Source organism: Psychrobacillus sp. FSL K6-4046, from assembly GCF_038624605.1.
GTDB lineage: Bacteria > Bacillota > Bacilli > Bacillales_A > Planococcaceae > Psychrobacillus.
In genome coordinates this window covers 3,489,510-3,508,532 of sequence record NZ_CP152020.1, presented here as the reverse complement: position 1 = coordinate 3,508,532, position 19,023 = coordinate 3,489,510, and the positions used below count along the sequence as shown (strand labels likewise).

Sequence of the window (19,023 nt, the reverse complement as noted above, 5' to 3'; positions counted from 1 at the left end):
GTATAATAAGCTTAAATTAGAGAGAAAGAAGATGGGTCAATGGATGGAAATGTAGTTTTTGCATTATTACTTACTTTATTTGCTGGCCTAGCTACTGGGATAGGGAGCTTATTGTCTTTACTTACTACTAGAACAAACAAAAAGTTCCTATCTGTAGCACTTGGGTTTTCAGCTGGAGTGATGATTTATGTTTCCCTCGTAGAGATATTTGTTAAGGCCAAAGATTCATTAGTAGAAGAGCTAGGTTCTACTAATGGCTATTGGGTTACTTTAGCTGGTTTCTTCGGCGGGATGTTTTTCATCGCTTTAATAGATAGGTTGATTCCTTCACATGAAAATCCGCATGAAGTAAAAGGTGTTGAGGATATGAAACTCAAACCAGCGAATGCAGAAGATGCTCGTTTAATGAAAATGGGTATGTTTACTGCTCTTGCTATTGGTATTCATAATTTCCCAGAGGGGATTGCAACCTTTGCTTCAGCATTACAGGATCCTAACCTTGGTATAGCAATAGCTATTGCAGTAGCTATTCATAATATTCCAGAGGGGATTGCCGTAGCGGTTCCTATATTTTATGCTACGGGTAGTCGAATGAAAGCATTTAAACTTTCATTCCTATCCGGGCTGGCAGAACCAGTAGGTGCTTTAGTTGCCTTTCTAATATTGATGCCATTTTTAAATGGTGTAATGTTCGGGATAATTTTTGCGGCAGTTGCCGGTATTATGGTATTTATTTCGTTAGATGAGCTATTGCCTGCTGCGAAGAAGTATGATGAAACTCATTCTTCAATGTATGGGGTTGTAGCTGGGATGCTTGTGATGGCTTTAAGTTTAGTATTAATGGCATAAAAAAGGCAGTGAAGGTCTCCTCGTGATGAGAGACTTTCACTGCTTTTTATATGAACGGAGACTCCTATTTAAATAGAGGAAAGCTGAGGTGGCCGTTTTGATGCCTCTTTGCTTGGTTTTTGTTTTAAAGAAACAATTCCTGTTTTATTGATAGAGGTTGGTACAAATTCAAAGCTAGGAAAAGAGTCTTTCATTTGAGAAATGAACTCCATCTCCTTTCCTTTTTGTACAAGAGACAACAGGGTAGGGCCAGCACCACTAATACAAGTACCGAAAGCACCTGCTTTTTTTGCTGCAATTTTTAGAGCTCTACTATGTGGAATCAGGTCTAAGCGATAAGGCTCATGAAACAAATCCTCTTCCATGTATATACCTGCCTGCTCAAAGGACTGAGAGAGGAAGGCAGCTACCAATAAATTTGCAGAAGCACTAGCCTGTGTCGCGATTGGTCGTGTGTAATGCTCAGGTAAGACATTTCTAGCTAGTTCTGTTTTGAGTTCGAATGAAGGAATAGCTAATACAAAACTAGCATTTATATGGTATGAATGAAAAACGTGAATTTCTCCATAATCAGTACTAGAAGATATAGTAAAGCCTCCAAAAATAGAGGCAGCGGCATTATCAGGATGTCCTTCTATCATTGTAGCTATTTTTAGCTTGTCATGAGCAGTCAGCTGAAGCTGTAGCAATTGATTGGCTACCTCAATTCCAGCAACTACAGCAGACGCACTACTTCCCATACCGCGGGCTAGAGGGATTTCGCTTTTTAATCTTAATGCACAAGCTGGTAGTTCCAGTCCATGCATAGCTGCTGTTTTAGAAGCAGCCTGGACAATCAGATGATCCGCTGGGTCGGAGACGACTGGCAGATTCTCAGTAAAATTTTCGATAGAAAGCTGGGGGGCAAGTTCTACCTCAACCTCTAAATATTTGTCTAATGCAATACCTATTGAGTCAAAACCAGGACCTAAGTTTGCTGTGCTTGCTGGTATTGAAATAGTCCATGACATTATGCAAGCACCCCCTCTATAAATGCACTTAGTGCAGTTGCGTTACTTTCAATTTTATGTGGTGGTTCCACTTTTACATCAATTGCAGTTTGCGGATCCTTTAACCCATTTCCAGTTAGAATTGCAACGACCTTGCTGCCAGGTTTTATCTTACCTTCATTGACAGATCTTAAAACTCCAGCGATGGATGCACAGGATGCAGGTTCTGCAAAGATACCCTCTCTACTAGCAATTAGCTTATATGCCGCAATCATCTCATCATCAGATACAGCTTCTATAAGTCCTCCTGATTCATCTCTTGCGGCAACAGCATACTCCCAGCTTGCCGGATTACCTATACGAATTGCTGTAGCAATTGTCTCAGGGAATTCTATAGGTTTCCCTTGAACTATAGCAGCAGCACCTTCGGCTTCAAATCCATATATTTTGGGTAGCCCAGTTTGCTTTTTATCGTTGTATTCCTTAAAGCCCTTCCAATAGGCTGTGATATTTCCGGCATTTCCAACTGGAATTGCTAAATAATCTGGAGCAGCTCCAAGTACATCGCAAATCTCAAAAGATGCAGTTTTTTGTCCTTCTATTCTATAAGGATTTACAGAGTTTACTAGAGTAATGGGAGAAGATTCGCTAATAGTACGAACCATGTCTAATGCCACATCAAAGTTCCCTTCTATTTGAATTACCTCAGCTCCATACATATAAGCCTGAGCTAACTTGCCAGCCGCGACCTTTCCTTCAGGTATAACAATTACTGCGCGCATTCCTGCTCTTGCTGCATAGGCCGCTGCCGCCGCTGAAGTGTTCCCAGTAGAGGCACAAATTACTGCTTTGCTACCTTCCTCTTTAGCCTTTGCTACTGCGAATACCATTCCTCTATCTTTGAAGGACCCTGTTGGATTTGCTCCTTCTATTTTTGCAAATAATTCGATTCCTAATTCTTCTGATAAATTTTCTAATTTAATAAGAGGGGTGTTCCCCTCTAATAATGTAAGTTTAGGTGTATTTTCTGTAACAGGTAAGAATTCTTTATATTGTTCAATAAGTCCTTGCCAAGCCATGTGGATTTCCGCCCTTCTGTTTTTCTTGAAGAAACATTTGTATTTGTATAAAGGACATTTTACTCTAAATATTTTAAAAAAACAATAAGAAATTTGTATTGTAAGTTACCTAAACAATGAGTATACTAATCATGTAAACTAAAAACATTACATGTGTAAAGACAGGAGTAAAAGATGACTACAACTAAAGAAGAAAAAGTTAGTGTACAAAAGCCATTATCTAAAAATAAATTGCTTGGTATAGCAGGACTGGCATGGATGTTTGATGCAATGGACGTCGGAATTTTATCCTTCGTGATTGCGGCATTAGCTACAGAATGGGCGCTAACTCCAAATGAAATGGGCTGGATAGGAAGTGTTAACTCCATTGGAATGGCAGTAGGTGCTCTTGTATTTGGAGTATTGGCTGATAAGGTCGGTAGAAAGAAGATATTTATGATAACGCTAATCTTGTTCTCAGTTGCAAGTGGTTTATCTGCTCTAACTACCACGTTACTTGCATTTTTAGCTCTACGCTTTCTTGTAGGTATGGGGCTTGGGGGAGAGCTACCTGTTGCATCTACTTTAGTGTCAGAAAGTGTGGAGGCAAAGGAAAGAGGACGAGTAGTTGTCTTACTAGAAAGCTTCTGGGCAGCTGGTTGGATTATTTCCGCATTGATTGCTTACTTTATAATTCCTGACTATGGTTGGAGAGTTGCACTATTAATCACTGCGTTACCTGCATTTTATGCGATCTATTTACGTTTAAAGCTACCTGATTCTCCAAAATATGCTGAAAAAAATACTGAAACTAGATCTATCCTCCAAAATATGAAGGGTGTATGGGCAAAGAAGTATGCAAAAGCAACACTCATGTTATGGATTGTCTGGTTTACTGTCGTATTTTCTTATTACGGGATGTTCTTATGGCTACCGAGTGTGATGGTCATGAAAGGTTTCTCTCTAATCCAAAGCTTTGAGTATGTTCTAATTATGACCTTAGCTCAATTACCTGGTTATTTTTCTGCTGCCTGGCTAATTGAGAAAGCAGGGCGTAAATTTGTTCTTGTTACTTATTTGTTAGGGACTGCAGCTAGTGCTTTTGTATTTGGGTCTGCGGAAACAACAGCAGTCTTGATTGTATCTGGTATGCTGCTGTCCTTCTTTAACTTGGGAGCATGGGGAGCATTGTATGCATACTCACCAGAGCAATATCCAACTGTTATTCGTGCAACAGGATCAGGCATGGCTGCATCTGTTGGACGTATTGGTGGAATACTTGGCCCATTATTAGTAGGTTCTCTAGTGACTGCTGGGTATGAAATTGGATGGATCTTTGGTATCTTCTGTATTGCCATTATCATAGGCGTGATAGCAATTATATTTTTAGGTACGGAAACTAAACAAGTGGAACTAGAATAAGAAGGTAAAAAGCTGCTTCCTATGAGGCAGTTTTTTTATTGTTTAGGAAATTCTTCCTCGCTTTTCCCCATTTGCCTGTCGGGACAGACATAGGCGCTTGCGCTTTTCTTGTTTGTCTCTTGGTTAAAAAATAGTACAATGAAGTTATCACATATAAAGGGGGATATATAAAATGCCAGGCTCAAAACACAAAAAGATACTAATAATTGGGTCTAGTGGAGCAGGTAAGTCTACTTTTTCAAAGCAGCTCGCTAAAAAGTGGGATTTGCCATTGGTTCATTTAGATTCCCTCTATTGGAACGAGGGGTGGGTCCCAGTTTCAAAAGATAAGTTCATAGAAAAGGTAAAAAAGAAGCTAGAAGATGATCAATGGATTATAGATGGAAACTTCAACTCAACACTTGAGTGGAGAGTGAAGTATGCTGATTTAATCATATTTTTGGATTTCCGACGAACACTCTGTACATATAGAGTATTAAAACGGGTTTGGAAACACCATGGGAAGACTAGAGATGACATGGCTTCCGGCTGTAATGAGAAGTTGGATTGGGATTTTCTAAAGTTCGTCTGGGGCTTTCCAAGTAAAGTCAGGCCTACCATACTCAAGGTACTGTCTGAAGCTGGTAAGAGCAGGGACATATGCATATTAAGAAATCCTAAGGAACTAAAGACATTTTTAAATACTGTTTCACCAGTAAAATGAAATATATTAGGGGTGTAAAAAATGAAAGAAAAAATATTGAGTGACAGGCAAATAATCGAGTTAATACCTCCGAATGCAGATATCATTCTACCTTTAACAAATGGAGAACCACATAAGCTTTTAGATATATTAGAAGAAAATGCTCATGACTTAACGAATGTAAAGGTGCATCAGCTGTTGGCATTAAAGCATCGTCCTTATATGGAAGGTGCCTATCCTGGAAAGTTAAAGCATGTTTCTTACTTTCTAAGTGGAGCAACGCGAAAGGCATTCCATCAAGGTCTAGTCGACTTAGTGCCAAATCACTTTCATGAGATGCCTAGAATTCTACGGTCATCCACGAATCTTTCGATGGTTATGGCAGTTGCATCTCCTATGGATGAATTTGGGTACTTTTCCTTGGGGACACAGGCAGATATAGTGAGTGAGTTTATTGGAACAGTGCCATTCATATTAGAAGTGAATGAGCATATGCCAAGAACATTTGGTCAAAATCAAGTTCATATTAGTCAAATACTTGGTTATGTAGAAAATAATCGTCCTTTATTAGAAGATGTGGCGCCTCCGATCGGAGACAAGGACCTAAAAATAGCAGAGTATGTTACTGATATGATTGATAACGGAGATACGTTACAAATTGGAATAGGTTCTATTCCAAATGCAGTTGTAAGCCTACTAAAAAATCATAAGCATTTAGGAATCCACACGGAAATGTTTGTAGATGGAATTGTCGACTTAGTGGAGGCGGGTGCTATTGATGGTACACAGAAATTTACGAACAGAGGAAAAATAGTAGCTACTTTTGCGCATGGATCCAAGAAGTTGTATGACTTTCTAAACAATAATCCATCCGTAGAGTTTTTACCGGTTAGTGTTGTAAATGACCCACGTGAAATTGCAAAGGAAGAACGAATTGTATCTATTAATGCAACTACTGAGGTAGATCTGTATGGACAATGTGCTTCTGAGACAGTTGCAGGTAAATATTATTCATCTTCAGGTGGACAAGCTGATTTTGCAAGGGGAGTAAGATTTTCTAAAAAAGGAAAAGGCTTTGTATGTATGACATCAACCGCCAAAAATGACGAGATTTCTCGCATTAAGCTTTCGTTAACACCTGGGTCTATAGTGACTACATCTAAAAATGACATTGATATGATTGTCACCGAATACGGCGTAGCTAGTATGTTCGGCAAGCCGATTTCCAAGCGGGCTGAGCAGCTGATTTCAATCGCTCATCCTAAGTTCCGAGAAGAGCTCACATTTGAAGCGAAAAAGATGGGGCTAATTTTATAATGAAACCAATCGAGCCTACTTTTTTTCATCAACCAACATTAGAGCTTGCAAGGGATTTAATAGGGAAGTACATAATCCATGAGCATACTAGTGGTCTGCTAATTGGGAAAATTGTTGAGACGGAAGCATATATGGGGGCAGAAGATCGAGCAGCTCATAGCTTTGGTAATCGCAGAACGAAGCGAACAGAAGTAATGTTCGGGGAGCCAGGATTAATTTATACGTATCAAATGCACACGCATACATTGATTAATGTAGTTGCAGCTCCAACGGGCATTCCTCAGGCTATTTTAATACGTGCTGTAGAGCCAATAGAAGGTTTGGAACAAATGAAAGTGAATAGACGTGAGCTTCCAATAAAGCAATGGACAAACGGTCCAGGAAAGCTGACGAAGGCAATGTCTATTACAATGGATTACTATGGGCATCATTGGAGTGAAAAGCCTTTATATATGTCAGAGGGTGAGGCAGCTCCATCCATCTCTACTGGACCACGCATTGGGATAGAAAACAGTGGAGAAGCCGTTCATTATCCTTATCGTTTCTGGGAAACTGACAATCCATATGTATCGAAAATGCGATAGAACAACTAATACTGATTGATGGGTACTAAAAGTCCTCAACCAAATTTAAGCTAATTTTGATGACAATAAACGAGGAAATAATGTAAAAAGAAAGAAGGCAATTCTGTTCTAAATCGAACAGAAAGTGCCTTCTTTTTTTGAACATGAATACATTTTAAATATCGTAAGTTTTTTGTGCCTTCTTACAGCTAGTTAAATGCATGAAATACCGTTTGTATAGATATCTTTCAATTCTCTGACTCGATGACTCGGCCCATATAGTATTCATCTACGTATTGTCCTTTAATGAGCAAGGAGTTTTTTCTTAGCCCTTCGTTTTCGAAGCCAGCTTTTTGGTAAAGTCTGTATGCCACCACATTCTCTTTTACAACGGTGAGCTCTAGCTTAGTGACCCCATTTTGTTTTGCCCAGAGAAATGCTCGGTTAATAAGTGAAGAGGCAACACCTTTTCTAGAGAATTGCTTTTTTACTCCTATTACTAAAGAGGAGCGATGTCTTGCTCTAGGAGCAGAATGACCTTGAAGTAATATAAAGCCGGCAAACTGTCCATTCATAATGGCTAGGAAAAGGACCGAGTTAGGTGAGCTTTTCCAAACAGTCATCTGCTTTCTTATATGCTGAACGGTCATTTGAAAGTCAGACTCCCCATACAGCATAAAGTCTGTTTCTGAAAAAATAGCCTCTTGCAAAGTAATGAAGGGACGAGCATCCTCTAGTTCTGCTTCTCGGATAACTAATATATCTTGATCTATGTCGTTTTCCTCATCTTCTACTTCATTCATTGCCTGAAAGATAACCGTCTCTCCTAAAACTACATCCTTTACTGAATACCCATAATTTATCCACGCAAAGTAGTGTAAGGCAGGTGGTTTTGTTTTTTTCCACCAACTGCTGCTTAAGTAGGCTGCATTTGGTAGTGCTTGCCCTATGATTGCCTCAATTTCTTCATATGTAAGGATAAATTCTTTTTTAATGCACTTTTTAAAGTAGTTAGATAGGGGAATATACTTACTCTCAAATTGTTTAACCATTATGAATTTATCACTCATTTCTATCTTTAAAATAAAATATAGGCTAATTATAGCATTTCCTTTTAACTATTCATATATCTAAAAGCATATTAATTGGTAAAAAAATACCTAAAAAGGATGCTGCCCATAAATAGACAGCATCCTAGCTTAAAGATTTATTACACTTCAGTTAAATTTAAATTCAGTGCAGGTCCGAAGAATTCGTAATGAATATGACCTTTTGCAAATCCAAGCTCTAACAAATGATTGATCATCGCTTCCATAAAGCTTACTGGACCACATACATATACATCTCCATCTTTGTGAGCGTACTCTTTAATAATCTCTTTAGTTATATATCCATCTCCTTCTTCGGAATATAGAGATTTATATACGCCATTTTCCAAGGAATCTATTAAAGAGCGAATATCTTGGTCAAAGGGATGCAAATTCTTCTTACGTGTACTACATATAAAGGAAACAGAACGTTCAGGCTGATTGTTTGCTACTGTTTCAAGCATACTCATCATAGGTGTGATTCCTACTCCGCCGCTAATAAAAGTTACTGGAGCAGTTTCTTCCTTATTGAGCGTAAACTCCCCAGCAGGAGCGCTTATCTCCACTTTATCACCTATATTCATTTGTTTATGAAGATGTACGGATACTTTTCCTTCAGGATTGCTTTCGTCTTCTTTCTTTACGGAGATTCGGAATGCGTCTAAATCAGAAGCTTTAGATAGACTATATTGTCTGTTCATCAAATATTGTTCTCCTGGAATATTTACTCGTACAGTAATATATTGACCTGGTTCATAGGAAGGTAAGGCACCTCCGTCTGCAGGCTTAAAGTAAAAGGAGGTAATATTATCACTTTCCTTCACCTTATCAGTAATGATAAAGTCTTTAAAAAATCTCCAGCCTCCTTCTTGATTTTCGGCTGCTACGTACATATCCTCTTCAATTCCTATAAAAGCATCTGCGATCACTCCATATGCTTCAGCCCATGCATTAATTATTTCGTCTGTTGCCGCATCGCCTAATACTTCTTTTATAGCTCCTAATAGATGTTGACCGACAATCGGATAATGTTCAGGCTTAATCCCTAAACTTACATGCTTTTGCCCAATCTGTTTTACGGCAGGAATAATAGCAGCTAAGTTATCAATATGAACAGCTGCGGCATAGACCGTATTAGCTAAAGCATTTTGCTGGCGACCTTTCTCTTGGTTAGCATGATTAAAAATATTTAATAGCTCTGGATGAGCTTCAAAAAGATTTCTATAAAATGTAGTTGTGATTGCTACTCCGTGTACTTCTAAGACAGGGACAGTGGATTTTACTATATCAATTGTGTGTTGGGATAACATATGCATCTGCACATCCTTTTCATTTTCAGCGCTATCCGTATGTGCCTGCATGACTTATTCACAAGAGCATAAATAATAGCGCTTTGTTTTTATAAGTTCAACATACCCCTCATCAAAATTAAAAGCAATATTTAAAATACATCTTTTAATCTTTGTAAATAAACAGTCACATTTCTTTCACGAGTTTGTCATAGTAGGTATAATGGAATGAATGGCGGTGTTAGTATGAGAATGACAATGTATACAGACTTTTCGCTTCGAGTATTGATCTATCTAGGAGCAAAAAACAAAGGCGACCTATCAACTATTAAAGATATTTCAGAAGCATATGGTATTTCTAAAAATCATTTAATGAAAGTGACCTATGATTTAGGGAAACTTGGGTATATTGAAACGATTCGTGGCAGAGGTGGCGGTATTCGTTTGGCTATGGAACCAGGGGAGATTAACATAGGACAAGTTGTACGGAAGACAGAGGATGATTTCCATTTAGTAGAATGCTTTGATTGTCAGGCAAATCGATGTGTCATAACTCCAGCTTGCGGGTTAAGGAGAGCTTTAAATAGAGCACTAAAAGCCTATTTAACGGTGCTAGACGAATATACACTTGCAGACTTTCTTAATAACAAGGATGTATTAGCAAATTTACTTTTCAATGATAGACAAGATATATGATAAAATAAGGTCGGAAAAAGATTTTTAGGAGGATTATTCATGGAAAAGGTACTAGTTTTTGGACATCAAAACCCTGATACAGATACAATTACTTCAGCTATTGTATATGCATATTTAAAAAATGCGATTGGCGTAGAGGCTGAGGCAGTTCGTTTAGGCGAATTAAACAATGAGACTAAATATGCACTTGAGAAATTTGGGTTTGAAGCTCCACGAATGATAAAAAATGTAGAAACTGAAGCGACAAAAGTAATTTTAGTAGATCACAATGAAAAACAACAAAGCGCAATTGGAATAGAAGAAGTACAAATTACAGAGGTTATTGACCATCACCGTATCGCTAACTTTGAAACGGCAGATCCTTTGTATTATCGCGCAGAGCCAGTAGGGTGTACTGCTACGATCATCAATAAAATATTTAAAGAAAAAGGTATCGAAATACCGTCTAACATTGCAGGCTTGATGCTATCCGCTATTGTTTCAGATACGTTATTATTTAAATCCCCAACGTGCACGGAAGAAGATATTACGGCTGCGCGTGAATTAGAAAAACTAGCTGGAGTAAATGTGGAAGAGTATGGCCTAGCTATGCTAAAAGCCGGAGCCGACCTTAGTGATAAGAGCCTAGAGGATTTACTTTCGTTAGATGCGAAAGAGTTTACTATGGGTGAACATAAGGTAATCATTGCTCAAGTGAATGCTGTTGATGTGAATGACGTGATGGGACGTCAAGAGCAATTAGAAGAATTGATTAACATGGAAATTCAAGAAAAAGAATTAGATCTATTCTTTTTTGTTGTAACAGATATCCTAAATAATGACTCCGTAGCTTTAGCGTTAGGGAAAATGGCATTAAAAGCGGAGGCTGCATTTAATGTGGCGTTTGTTAATAATGTTGCATTATTAAAAGGTGTCGTTTCACGTAAGAAGCAAGTAGTACCAGCATTAACAGAAGCGTTAGCTGAATAAATATAAAACTTTCTAGTGTAGTTTTTAGGAAGTAACATTGGAAAGATACCCCAAGAGTAAAATCTCTTGGGGTATTTTTGTATAGTAGAAAACTTGAGAAACGGCCTTATGTCTTAGGCTGGGAGGTTACGATAACTGGCTTTATTAATCATTAAGAACTATTTAAAACAAATCTTTATCAGGAAAAAATAAAAAAGTTTACGATATCTTGTTATTTGTAGGACAAATAGGGTATATAGCAAAGAGTATAAAATTAGGAGGGAAATAATATGGGGTGGCTTGAGACCTTTGTTGATGGGTTCAATAATATTTTATGGACTTATATATTGATTGCCTTGCTCGTTGGAGCAGGTTTGTATTTTACGTTTAGTACAAAATTTGTTCAATTTCGTTTGTTTGGAGAGATGTTTCGTTTAATTACAGAGAAAAAAGAAGAAAAAGGTGGAGTCTCCCCCTTTCAGGCATTTACAATCAGTACTGCCTCTCGAGTAGGTACAGGTAATATAACGGGAGTGGCTTTAGCGATAGGTATTGGGGGGCCAGGGGCTGTATTTTGGATGTGGGTTATAGCTGTAATTGGTATGGCGACTGCATTTATAGAAAGTACTCTGGCACAAGTATATAAGGTAAGAGATGGGAAAAATTTTCGTGGCGGCCCTGCATATTATATGGAGAAAGCACTCGGGAGTAGAAAGCTTGGAATAGTATTTAGTATTCTTTTAATCTTGTGTTTTGGATTTATATTTAATGCTGTGCAATCCAATACAATCGCTGCTTCTGTAGGAGAGGTATTTGATATTCCTCCTTATTTAATTGGAATCGTTTTAGTTATATTAACAGCAATTATTATCTTTGGCGGTGTACATAGGATTGTCCGTGTTACTCAGATAGTTGTTCCTGTAATGGCCCTATTCTATTTGGCTATTACTCTTTTTGTAGTTATTACAAATATTTCTGAAGTTCCAGGAGTGTTCAAGTTAATTGTTACACATGCTTTCGGTCTAGAGGAAGCTGTAGGAGGGACAATTGGAGCGGCTATTATGCAAGGAGTTAGACGTGGATTATTCTCTAATGAGGCAGGGATGGGGAGTGTTCCAAATGCTGCAGCAACGGCAAGTGTATCTCATCCAGCGAAACAAGGTCTTGTTCAAAGTTTAGGTGTATTTTTTGATACAATTATCATTTGTTCAGCAACCGCATTTATTATTATTTTGGCAGGCCTTTATAGCACAGGTGAGGATGATGGGGTTGTTCTTACCCAGAACTCATTAGCTGTTCATGTTGGTGAATGGGCTCCTTACTTTGTAGCAATAGCTATTCTTTTCTTCGCATTTAGTTCTGTTATGGGTAATTATTATTACGGGGAAACGAATATAGAATTTATGAATGCAAGCAAGGGATGGCTTACGGCTTATCGTTTTGTAGTATTAGGTATGGTAATGTTTGGTTCTATTGCACATGTTCAGCTTGTTTGGAACTTGGCCGATCTCTTCATGGGATTAATGGCTACGCTGAATATAGCGGTTATAATCCTCTTGGGTAAAGTAGCCTTTAAGGTATTAGATGATTTTACAAGGCAACGAAAAAAAGGGGAAGATCCGGTCTTTTATGCTAAATCAATACCAGGACTGAAAAATACAGAGTGCTGGGATGAAGAGGATAGATAATCAGTAAAGAAGCTATATAAATATTTTAAAGAAGGCTGCGAAAATTTTACGAGTCAGTAAAATTTCGCAGCTTTATTTTTATCTAATAATTATTCTGCCAGGAAGTCTTATTATAAGGTGTCCTAGCCGTACCAACCTATTATAAAAACTAGTTGTATTTTTATCTAATGCGTTTTGTAATAATATGGGGCGGGTATCAAAGGCTTAAGAGAGTTACTATCAATCCATTTACGTTCTGTGAAGCAATTTGCATAAATAGAGTTTCATTTTAAATGCAGAATTATAACAATCGACAAGCTTCAGACATACGCTAGCCCTATGAAAAAGCATCCTCTAAATCAAAAATCCATTCTACTCTCTTGTTAAAAACAAATAAATTTTATTATTCTCTTTGAATTGTTCGTGTTTATCCATAAAAAAGGAATTATGAAATGGATTCTGTTGAATAAACTTTCATGAATAGATAGACACTAGTATAAATAAAGGAGGAAACATAATGACAGAAAAGATATTACCGGGAAACTTAGAGTCTTATTGGTTAGCTAATAATGAACTCCCATTGTTTCCTAAGTTAAATGAAAATATAGAGGTTGACGTATTAGTAGTTGGAGCAGGTTTAACAGGAATAACTGCGGCATATTTACTAAGTAAAAGTGGAAAATCAGTGGCCGTTATTGAGGGAAGTAAAATTTTAAGTGGAACAACTGGTTTTACAACAGCAAAGGTAACCGCCCAGCATGGACATGTATACCAGCAACTGATCAATACCTTTAATGAAGAAAAAGCAAAGTTATACTATGAGGCACAGGCAGACGCTCTTAACTTCGTGGAACGTACCGTCTCAGATTTAGGTATTAAATGTGATTTTGAAAAAGTACCTGCCTACATATATGCAGATACGGAAGCGGGAGTAGATACTGTTACAAAAGAAATGGACGCCTATCAGAAATTAGGTATTGGACCTGCTACTCTAACGGAAGAAACAGAGCTTCCATATCAGGTGAAAAAAGCACTTAGGTTAGAAAACCAAGGACAGTTTCATCCTGTAAAATATGCCAAAGCTTTAGTTGATCACTCAGTACAAAATGGGGTACATTTCTTTGAAGAGACTCGAGCTAAAGATCTTCTATCAGACAATATCGTTAAAACAGTAGACGGCCACAAGATAAAAGCGAAGAAAATTCTCGTTTGCAGCCATTATCCTTTTAATGATGAAAATGGTTTATATTTTACACGGTTAGAACCACACCGTTCTTATGTCATAGCCGCTCCTGCAGAAAAAAGCTCTCCGAAGGGTATGTACATTAATGTAGAGCAACCCACAAGGTCAATTCGTTCAGCCTTAGGATCAGACGGGAAAAGATATATTTTGTTGGGCGGAGAAGGTCATGTGACAGGAAGGCAGGAGGGAGATACCACTGCTAAGTATGAAACGTTAGCTGCCTTTGGTCGGGAAAAGTTTAACTTTCAATCGTATAACTATCGATGGTCTGCACAAGATTTAGAAACATTAGATAAAGTCCCTTATATTGGTGTAATGACCTCTGACAAACCAGATGTATTAGTGGCAACTGGATACCGAAAATGGGGGATGACTAACAGTGTAGTTGCTGCTCAAATTATGGTAGACAATGTATTAGGAAAAGAAAATCGATTTGCAGAATTCTTTGCACCTACAAGATCAAAAATGAAAAAAGAAGATATTACTAAATTCACAAAAGCTAACGCGAGTGTTGCTAAGGAATTCGTTAAAGGTAAGACCGAAAAAGTAGACCTCCAACTAGAGGATTTAAAAGTAGGTACAGGTGATATTGTAAAAGTAGAAGGAAAAAAGGTAGGCGCATACAAGGACGAGAATGGAAAAGTGTATTTAGTTAAACCAGTATGCACCCATATGGGGTGCGATGTTGCGTTTAATAATGCAGAAAGCTCTTGGGATTGTCCATGTCATGGTTCACGCTTTAACTATAAAGGTGAGGTGCTGGAGGGACCAGCGTTCGAACCATTAAAAAGATTAAACTAAGAAGGCTAATGTTATTAGCCGTTATATAAGGGCCAAGAAAGTTATTTATACCTTCTTGGCCCTTTTTGTGTTGTTTTCCTTATTCCGAATATCAGATATCATTAGTATTGTCTTTCTAAAGTATATCGATTAAAATTATCGATATACATAAAGGAAGTGATCGATATAAAAAGGAGAAGAGGGTTTGTTCAGCTAGCGATACTACATTTGTTGGAGGAAGGTCCAAAGCATGGTTATCAGCTGATGAAGGAATTAGAAAGGCGAGCTGGGGGATTTTATTCAGCCAGTGCTGGGACCGTGTATCCAGCTTTGCAGGAATTGCTGGAGCAGGAAATGATTGAGTTGTTACTTGAATCGGAGAAGAAAATTTACTCTCTGGGTGACAAGGGGAAGTCTCGACTTAAAGAATACTCTAAACAAAAAACAGAAGATTTTTGGGACAATTGGCAAGCGAGATGGGAATGGCAAAATTCTTCGGAGGCCATTCAGCTTAAAGAGACACTCGATCTATGGGAGGATGAGCTAAGGAAAGCAGTTAAAGCCTCTAGAAAAGATAAGGAAAATACAATTCGGTTAACAGCTTTCATGCAATCTATTACAAAGCAATTGCAAAAAGAAAATCTATAGAAGGGGGAGATAATATATGAAATCCCTACAAAAGCTGCTTCGTTATTTAAAACCATATACGGTTTTTGCTATATTAGCTCCTTTACTCATGTGTTTAGAGGTGGCAATGGATTTACTCCAGCCAACGATTATGCAGCATATTATCGATAATGGTATTGCGGAAAATGATAATGCCTATGTTATCCAGATGAGTATATTAATGCTCGTCACTGCATTTATCGGTTTAATAGGAGGAGCAGGTTGTACGGTTTATAGTTCCAAGGCTGCAGTCAATTTTGCTGCTGACATTCGGAGAGATGTCTTTCAAAAGACACAGCAATTTTCTAGTGGTAACACAGATACCTATGGAACGGGAAAACTTATCACGATTGTGACAAATGATGTCACTTCAGTACAGCAGGCATTAATGATGACATTACGTATTTTCGTACGAGGACCATTGTTGTTTATAGGCTCAGTTATTATCGTATGGGTCACTGCAAGAGAGTTATTTCCAGTATTATTAGTGACTATACCTATTTTAATGGCATTTATTTATTTCTTCTCATCAAGAACAGGCAAGCTTTTCGTCAAGGTACAGAAGGCAATGGATAAAGTAAATACGAAGTTACAAGAGACATTTTCTGGTATTCGAGTTATAAAAGCATTTAATCGAAAGCATCATGAAATAGAATCTTTTAAAAATGTGAATGACACTTTGACTAAAAGAAATATGGCTGCAGAACAAGTCATCTTATCGCTAATGCCTGTCATGTTATTTATCGTAAACGTAGGTGTTGTTTTTGGGATGTGGATGGGTGCCATCAAAGTAGATGAAGGGACTATGCAGGTTGGAGTTATTCTAGCTTTTATCAATTATCTTAATATTATTATGAATGGTCTTATCTCAAGTAGTCATGTATTAATGCAAATTACTCGTTCCTTTACCTCAGCAAACCGTATTCAGCAAGTTTTAGATACGAATATTGAAATACAAGAGCCAGTAAATCCGATACATCAAACTTACGTAACTGGAGAAGTAGAATTTAACCAAGTTAACTTTAGCTATAGTAAAAACGGTGAATATGTCTTAAAGGACATCTCATTTCACGCGAATCCTGGTGATACAATTGGCATAATTGGATCAACAGGAAGCGGTAAGTCTACCCTAGTAAAGTTAATCTCTCGGTTATATGACCCAGACACGGGAATGATTCGAATAGGTGGTAAAGATATTAAGGAATATCCTTTAAAAGAGCTACGAAGCCTAATTGGATTTGTCCCTCAAAAGGCTACCTTGTTCTCTGGTACCATCGAGGAAAACTTACGCTATGGAAATGAAAATGCAGATATAAGACAGATGGAAAATGCAGCTCGCTCCGCAGTAGCCTACGAGTTTATCGAGAAACTGGAGCAAGAATTTGAACATGAGCTGATGCAGGGTGCAACCAATTTATCCGGAGGGCAGAAGCAACGCTTATCTATGGCGCGGGCCTTTATTCGCCAGCCTAAGATTCTAGTTTTTGATGATTCTACATCTGCCGTAGATGCGTTGTCTGAAGCAGCAATACAAAAGACTTTAAAAGAACAATACGGAGAAGCAACGGTGTTTATCATTTCTTCTAAAGTATCTTCTATCATTGATGCTGATCAAATATTAGTCATTGACGATGGTCGTATAGAAGCTACTGGGTCACATGATGAGCTTCTGCAGACTAGTAAGGTATATAGAGAGATTTATGAAACGCAAAGTGGGAAGGGGGTCCTTTCAGATGAATAAAGCATCCACTCAACCACCCAATGCCATGGGAAGGGCTCGAGGTCCAAGAGGGTTCGGAGGCCCTGTGGTCAAGGCAAAGGATAGTAAAGGCACCATTAAAAGAATATGGGGTTACTTAGAGAAACAAAAAATAGCTCTAATTGCAGCAAGCGGCTTTGTTATTGTGTCCACCTTGCTAAATTTACTAGCACCATACCTTATCGGAGTCATAATTGATGACTATATTATTCCTAAGGATTTAAATGGAACTCTTCGTTTCTTAATATTTTTAGCATTAGTATATACAGCATCTTCGATATTCACTTGGCTACAAACATTTTTAATGGTGCGAGTGTCGCTAAAAACCATCCAAACACTGCGCCAGGAATTGTTTATTAAATTCCAAACCTTATCATTACGATTTTTTGATAAACGGACCCATGGAGATCTTATGAGTCGTGTGACGAATGATATAGAGAGCTTAAATAATGCATTGAGTCAAAGCGTTATCCAAATATTTTCCTCCATTCTGATGGTAAGTGGAGTGGCTATCGCGATGTTTGCATTAAACGGGATTTTAGCAATCGTATCACTGCTAATCATTCCGCTTATCATTTTTACTACGAAAAAAATTATCAAATATAGCAGCAGTAACTTTATAAAAAGACAGCGAGATTTAGGAGAGTTAAATGGTTTTATAGAGGAAGCAATCTCAGGTAATGAGGTTATTACTCTATTTGGCCAAGAAGAGAATACGTTTAATAAATTTTCAAGTGTAAATGAAAGGCTGCGAGGCTCTGCCATGGCAGCTGATACAGTATCCGGGTTTTTAGGCCCAATCAATAACTTCATCAATAATCTTGGACTTGCGCTAATTATCGGAGTAGGGGCAGTGATGACAGTACAAGAGATGGCGACAGTTGGAATTATTGCTGCTTTTGTTACCTATTCACGTCAATTCTTCCGTCCGATTAACCAGCTATCTAACCTGCTTAACACTTTTCAATCTGCGATAGCAGGAGCCGAAAGGGTATTTGAAATTATGGATGAATCACCCGACATGCAAGATAAGGACAATGCTTTAGATATAAAATCCTTCAAGGGGGATGTACAATTTTCTCATGTAAACTTCTCATATGAAAAGGAAGCCTCTATCCTAAAGGACATAACCTTTCAAGTAAAGGCAGGAGAGAAGGTTGCATTAGTTGGTCCCACTGGATCCGGCAAAACGACGATTATAAATCTACTGATGCGCTTTTATGATATTGATTCTGGAAATATTCAAATAGATGGAGTTAACATTCAAAACTATAAAATTAGCCAGCTTCGAGAAAAAATTGGAATCGTGCTTCAAGATACGTTCTTGTTTTCTGGAACAATTATGGAGAATATTCGCTATGGACGTTTAAATGCTTCAGATGAGGAAGTTGTAGCTGCAGCCAAAATGGCATCTGCTCATAGTTTCATCAAGCACTTACCAGATCAGTATGAGACCATCATCACCTCCGGCGGCTCAAGTCTTAGTCAGGGTCAGAGACAGCTCCTAGCGATTGCTAGAGTAATATTGGCGGATTCGGACATTCTCATATTAGATGAAGCAACTTCTAGTATAGATACGAAGACAGAGATTGAGATTCAGCGAGGATTAAATAGGCTATCAGAAGGACGAACCAGCTTTGTGATTGCTCATCGCTTAAAAACGATAGAAAATGCTGATCGAATATTGGTTATCCATCATGGGACGCTAATTGAATCTGGAACACATCAGGAGTTGCTACAGAAAAAAGGGTTCTATTCTGACCTATATGAAAGTCAATTTAATATTTAAAATAGAAACTCTGTGGGGCTTGTCAATGGCCTCACAGAGTTTTTTAAAATTAAAAGTATTTTAGAACTAATAACTTTAGGTGGCTAAAGTGAAATATAAGTCGAATTATACAACAAAAGATATAAACCTTAGTATGAAAGTAGCTAATTTTTTTTGCGTTTTAGAGCTATTTTCAATAGAGACTTTCACAACTTAAAGAAGTAGCTTTTAGTACAAGA

16 protein-coding genes are annotated in these 19,023 nt (G+C 37.9%); 12 read left to right on the top strand and 4 right to left on the bottom strand.

What is annotated here, in order from left to right; all coding sequences use genetic code 11:
• Positions 1-39: 39 nt before the first annotated feature.
• Positions 40-849: a zinc transporter ZupT gene (gene zupT / locus MKY09_RS17235; protein ID WP_169358489.1), complete on the top strand. Its 810-nt coding sequence runs from the start codon at positions 40-42 to the stop codon at positions 847-849.
• A 68-nt stretch (positions 850-917) separates the two neighbouring features.
• Here the strand turns inward: zupT and thrB are convergent, their stop codons facing one another.
• Both thrB and thrC read right to left on the bottom strand, forming a co-directional pair.
• Positions 918-1,859 carry a homoserine kinase gene (gene thrB / locus MKY09_RS17230; RefSeq protein WP_342567181.1) on the bottom strand — a complete coding sequence of 314 codons (942 nt, stop codon included), beginning with the start codon at positions 1,857-1,859 and terminating at the stop codon, positions 918-920.
• Positions 1,859-2,917 (bottom strand): threonine synthase, encoded by a 1,059-nt coding sequence (thrC, locus tag MKY09_RS17225; protein ID WP_342567180.1) that lies wholly within the window; start codon positions 2,915-2,917, stop codon positions 1,859-1,861. Before thrC ends, thrB begins: the two co-directional genes overlap by 1 nt.
• Positions 2,918-3,091: 174 nt before the next feature.
• On the opposite strand from thrC, the gene MKY09_RS17220 reads away from it, so the two are divergent.
• From MKY09_RS17220 to MKY09_RS17205, 4 genes are all read left to right on the top strand, one after another.
• The gene (locus MKY09_RS17220) at positions 3,092-4,318 is read left to right on the top strand and encodes an MFS transporter (protein WP_340881707.1); all 1,227 of its coding nucleotides are present in this window, start codon (positions 3,092-3,094) and stop codon (positions 4,316-4,318) included.
• Positions 4,319-4,490: 172 nt separating this feature from the next.
• Positions 4,491-5,021, top strand: coding sequence for a DNA topology modulation protein (locus MKY09_RS17215; protein ID WP_342567179.1), 531 nt, complete (start codon positions 4,491-4,493; stop codon positions 5,019-5,021).
• A 21-nt stretch (positions 5,022-5,042) separates the two neighbouring features.
• Positions 5,043-6,317 carry an acetyl-CoA hydrolase/transferase C-terminal domain-containing protein gene (locus MKY09_RS17210; RefSeq protein WP_251553312.1) on the top strand — a complete coding sequence of 425 codons (1,275 nt, stop codon included), beginning with the start codon at positions 5,043-5,045 and terminating at the stop codon, positions 6,315-6,317.
• Complete coding sequence (locus tag MKY09_RS17205) at positions 6,317-6,901, top strand: DNA-3-methyladenine glycosylase (RefSeq protein WP_298470884.1); 585 nt, start codon at positions 6,317-6,319, stop codon at positions 6,899-6,901. The genes MKY09_RS17210 and MKY09_RS17205 overlap by 1 nt, the downstream gene beginning before the upstream one ends.
• 227 nt (positions 6,902-7,128) lie before the next feature.
• Here MKY09_RS17205 and MKY09_RS17200 read toward each other — a convergent pair whose 3' ends face one another.
• Complete coding sequence (locus tag MKY09_RS17200) at positions 7,129-7,932, bottom strand: GNAT family N-acetyltransferase (RefSeq protein WP_342567178.1); 804 nt, start codon at positions 7,930-7,932, stop codon at positions 7,129-7,131.
• A 158-nt stretch (positions 7,933-8,090) separates the two neighbouring features.
• Positions 8,091-9,278, bottom strand: coding sequence for an NO-inducible flavohemoprotein (gene hmpA, locus MKY09_RS17195; protein ID WP_342568264.1), 1,188 nt, complete (start codon positions 9,276-9,278; stop codon positions 8,091-8,093).
• 225 nt (positions 9,279-9,503) lie between these two features.
• Here hmpA and MKY09_RS17190 point away from each other — a divergent pair, with 225 nt between their 5' ends.
• The 7 genes from MKY09_RS17190 to MKY09_RS17160 all read left to right on the top strand — a co-directional run bounded on the left by MKY09_RS17190 (position 9,504) and on the right by MKY09_RS17160 (position 18,805).
• Entirely contained in the window at positions 9,504-9,953 is a 450-nt protein-coding gene (locus tag MKY09_RS17190; RefSeq protein WP_298470888.1) for an Rrf2 family transcriptional regulator, read from the top strand.
• Positions 9,954-9,992: 39 nt separating this feature from the next.
• Positions 9,993-10,922: a manganese-dependent inorganic pyrophosphatase gene (locus tag MKY09_RS17185; RefSeq protein ID WP_342567177.1), complete on the top strand. Its 930-nt coding sequence runs from the start codon at positions 9,993-9,995 to the stop codon at positions 10,920-10,922.
• Positions 10,923-11,191: 269 nt separating this feature from the next.
• Positions 11,192-12,589 carry an alanine/glycine:cation symporter family protein gene (locus MKY09_RS17180; RefSeq protein ID WP_251553318.1) on the top strand — a complete coding sequence of 466 codons (1,398 nt, stop codon included), beginning with the start codon at positions 11,192-11,194 and terminating at the stop codon, positions 12,587-12,589.
• A 496-nt stretch (positions 12,590-13,085) separates the two neighbouring features.
• The gene (locus MKY09_RS17175) at positions 13,086-14,612 is read left to right on the top strand and encodes an FAD-dependent oxidoreductase (protein WP_342567176.1); all 1,527 of its coding nucleotides are present in this window, start codon (positions 13,086-13,088) and stop codon (positions 14,610-14,612) included.
• Between the two features lie 156 nt (positions 14,613-14,768).
• The gene (locus MKY09_RS17170; RefSeq protein WP_169358502.1) at positions 14,769-15,239 is read left to right on the top strand and encodes a PadR family transcriptional regulator; all 471 of its coding nucleotides are present in this window, start codon (positions 14,769-14,771) and stop codon (positions 15,237-15,239) included.
• Positions 15,240-15,255: 16 nt separating this feature from the next.
• The gene (locus tag MKY09_RS17165) at positions 15,256-16,998 is read left to right on the top strand and encodes an ABC transporter ATP-binding protein (RefSeq protein WP_342567175.1); all 1,743 of its coding nucleotides are present in this window, start codon (positions 15,256-15,258) and stop codon (positions 16,996-16,998) included.
• Positions 16,991-18,805, top strand: coding sequence for an ABC transporter ATP-binding protein (locus MKY09_RS17160; RefSeq protein ID WP_342567174.1), 1,815 nt, complete (start codon positions 16,991-16,993; stop codon positions 18,803-18,805). The genes MKY09_RS17165 and MKY09_RS17160 overlap by 8 nt, the downstream gene beginning before the upstream one ends.
• The last annotated feature ends 218 nt before the right edge of the window (positions 18,806-19,023 follow it).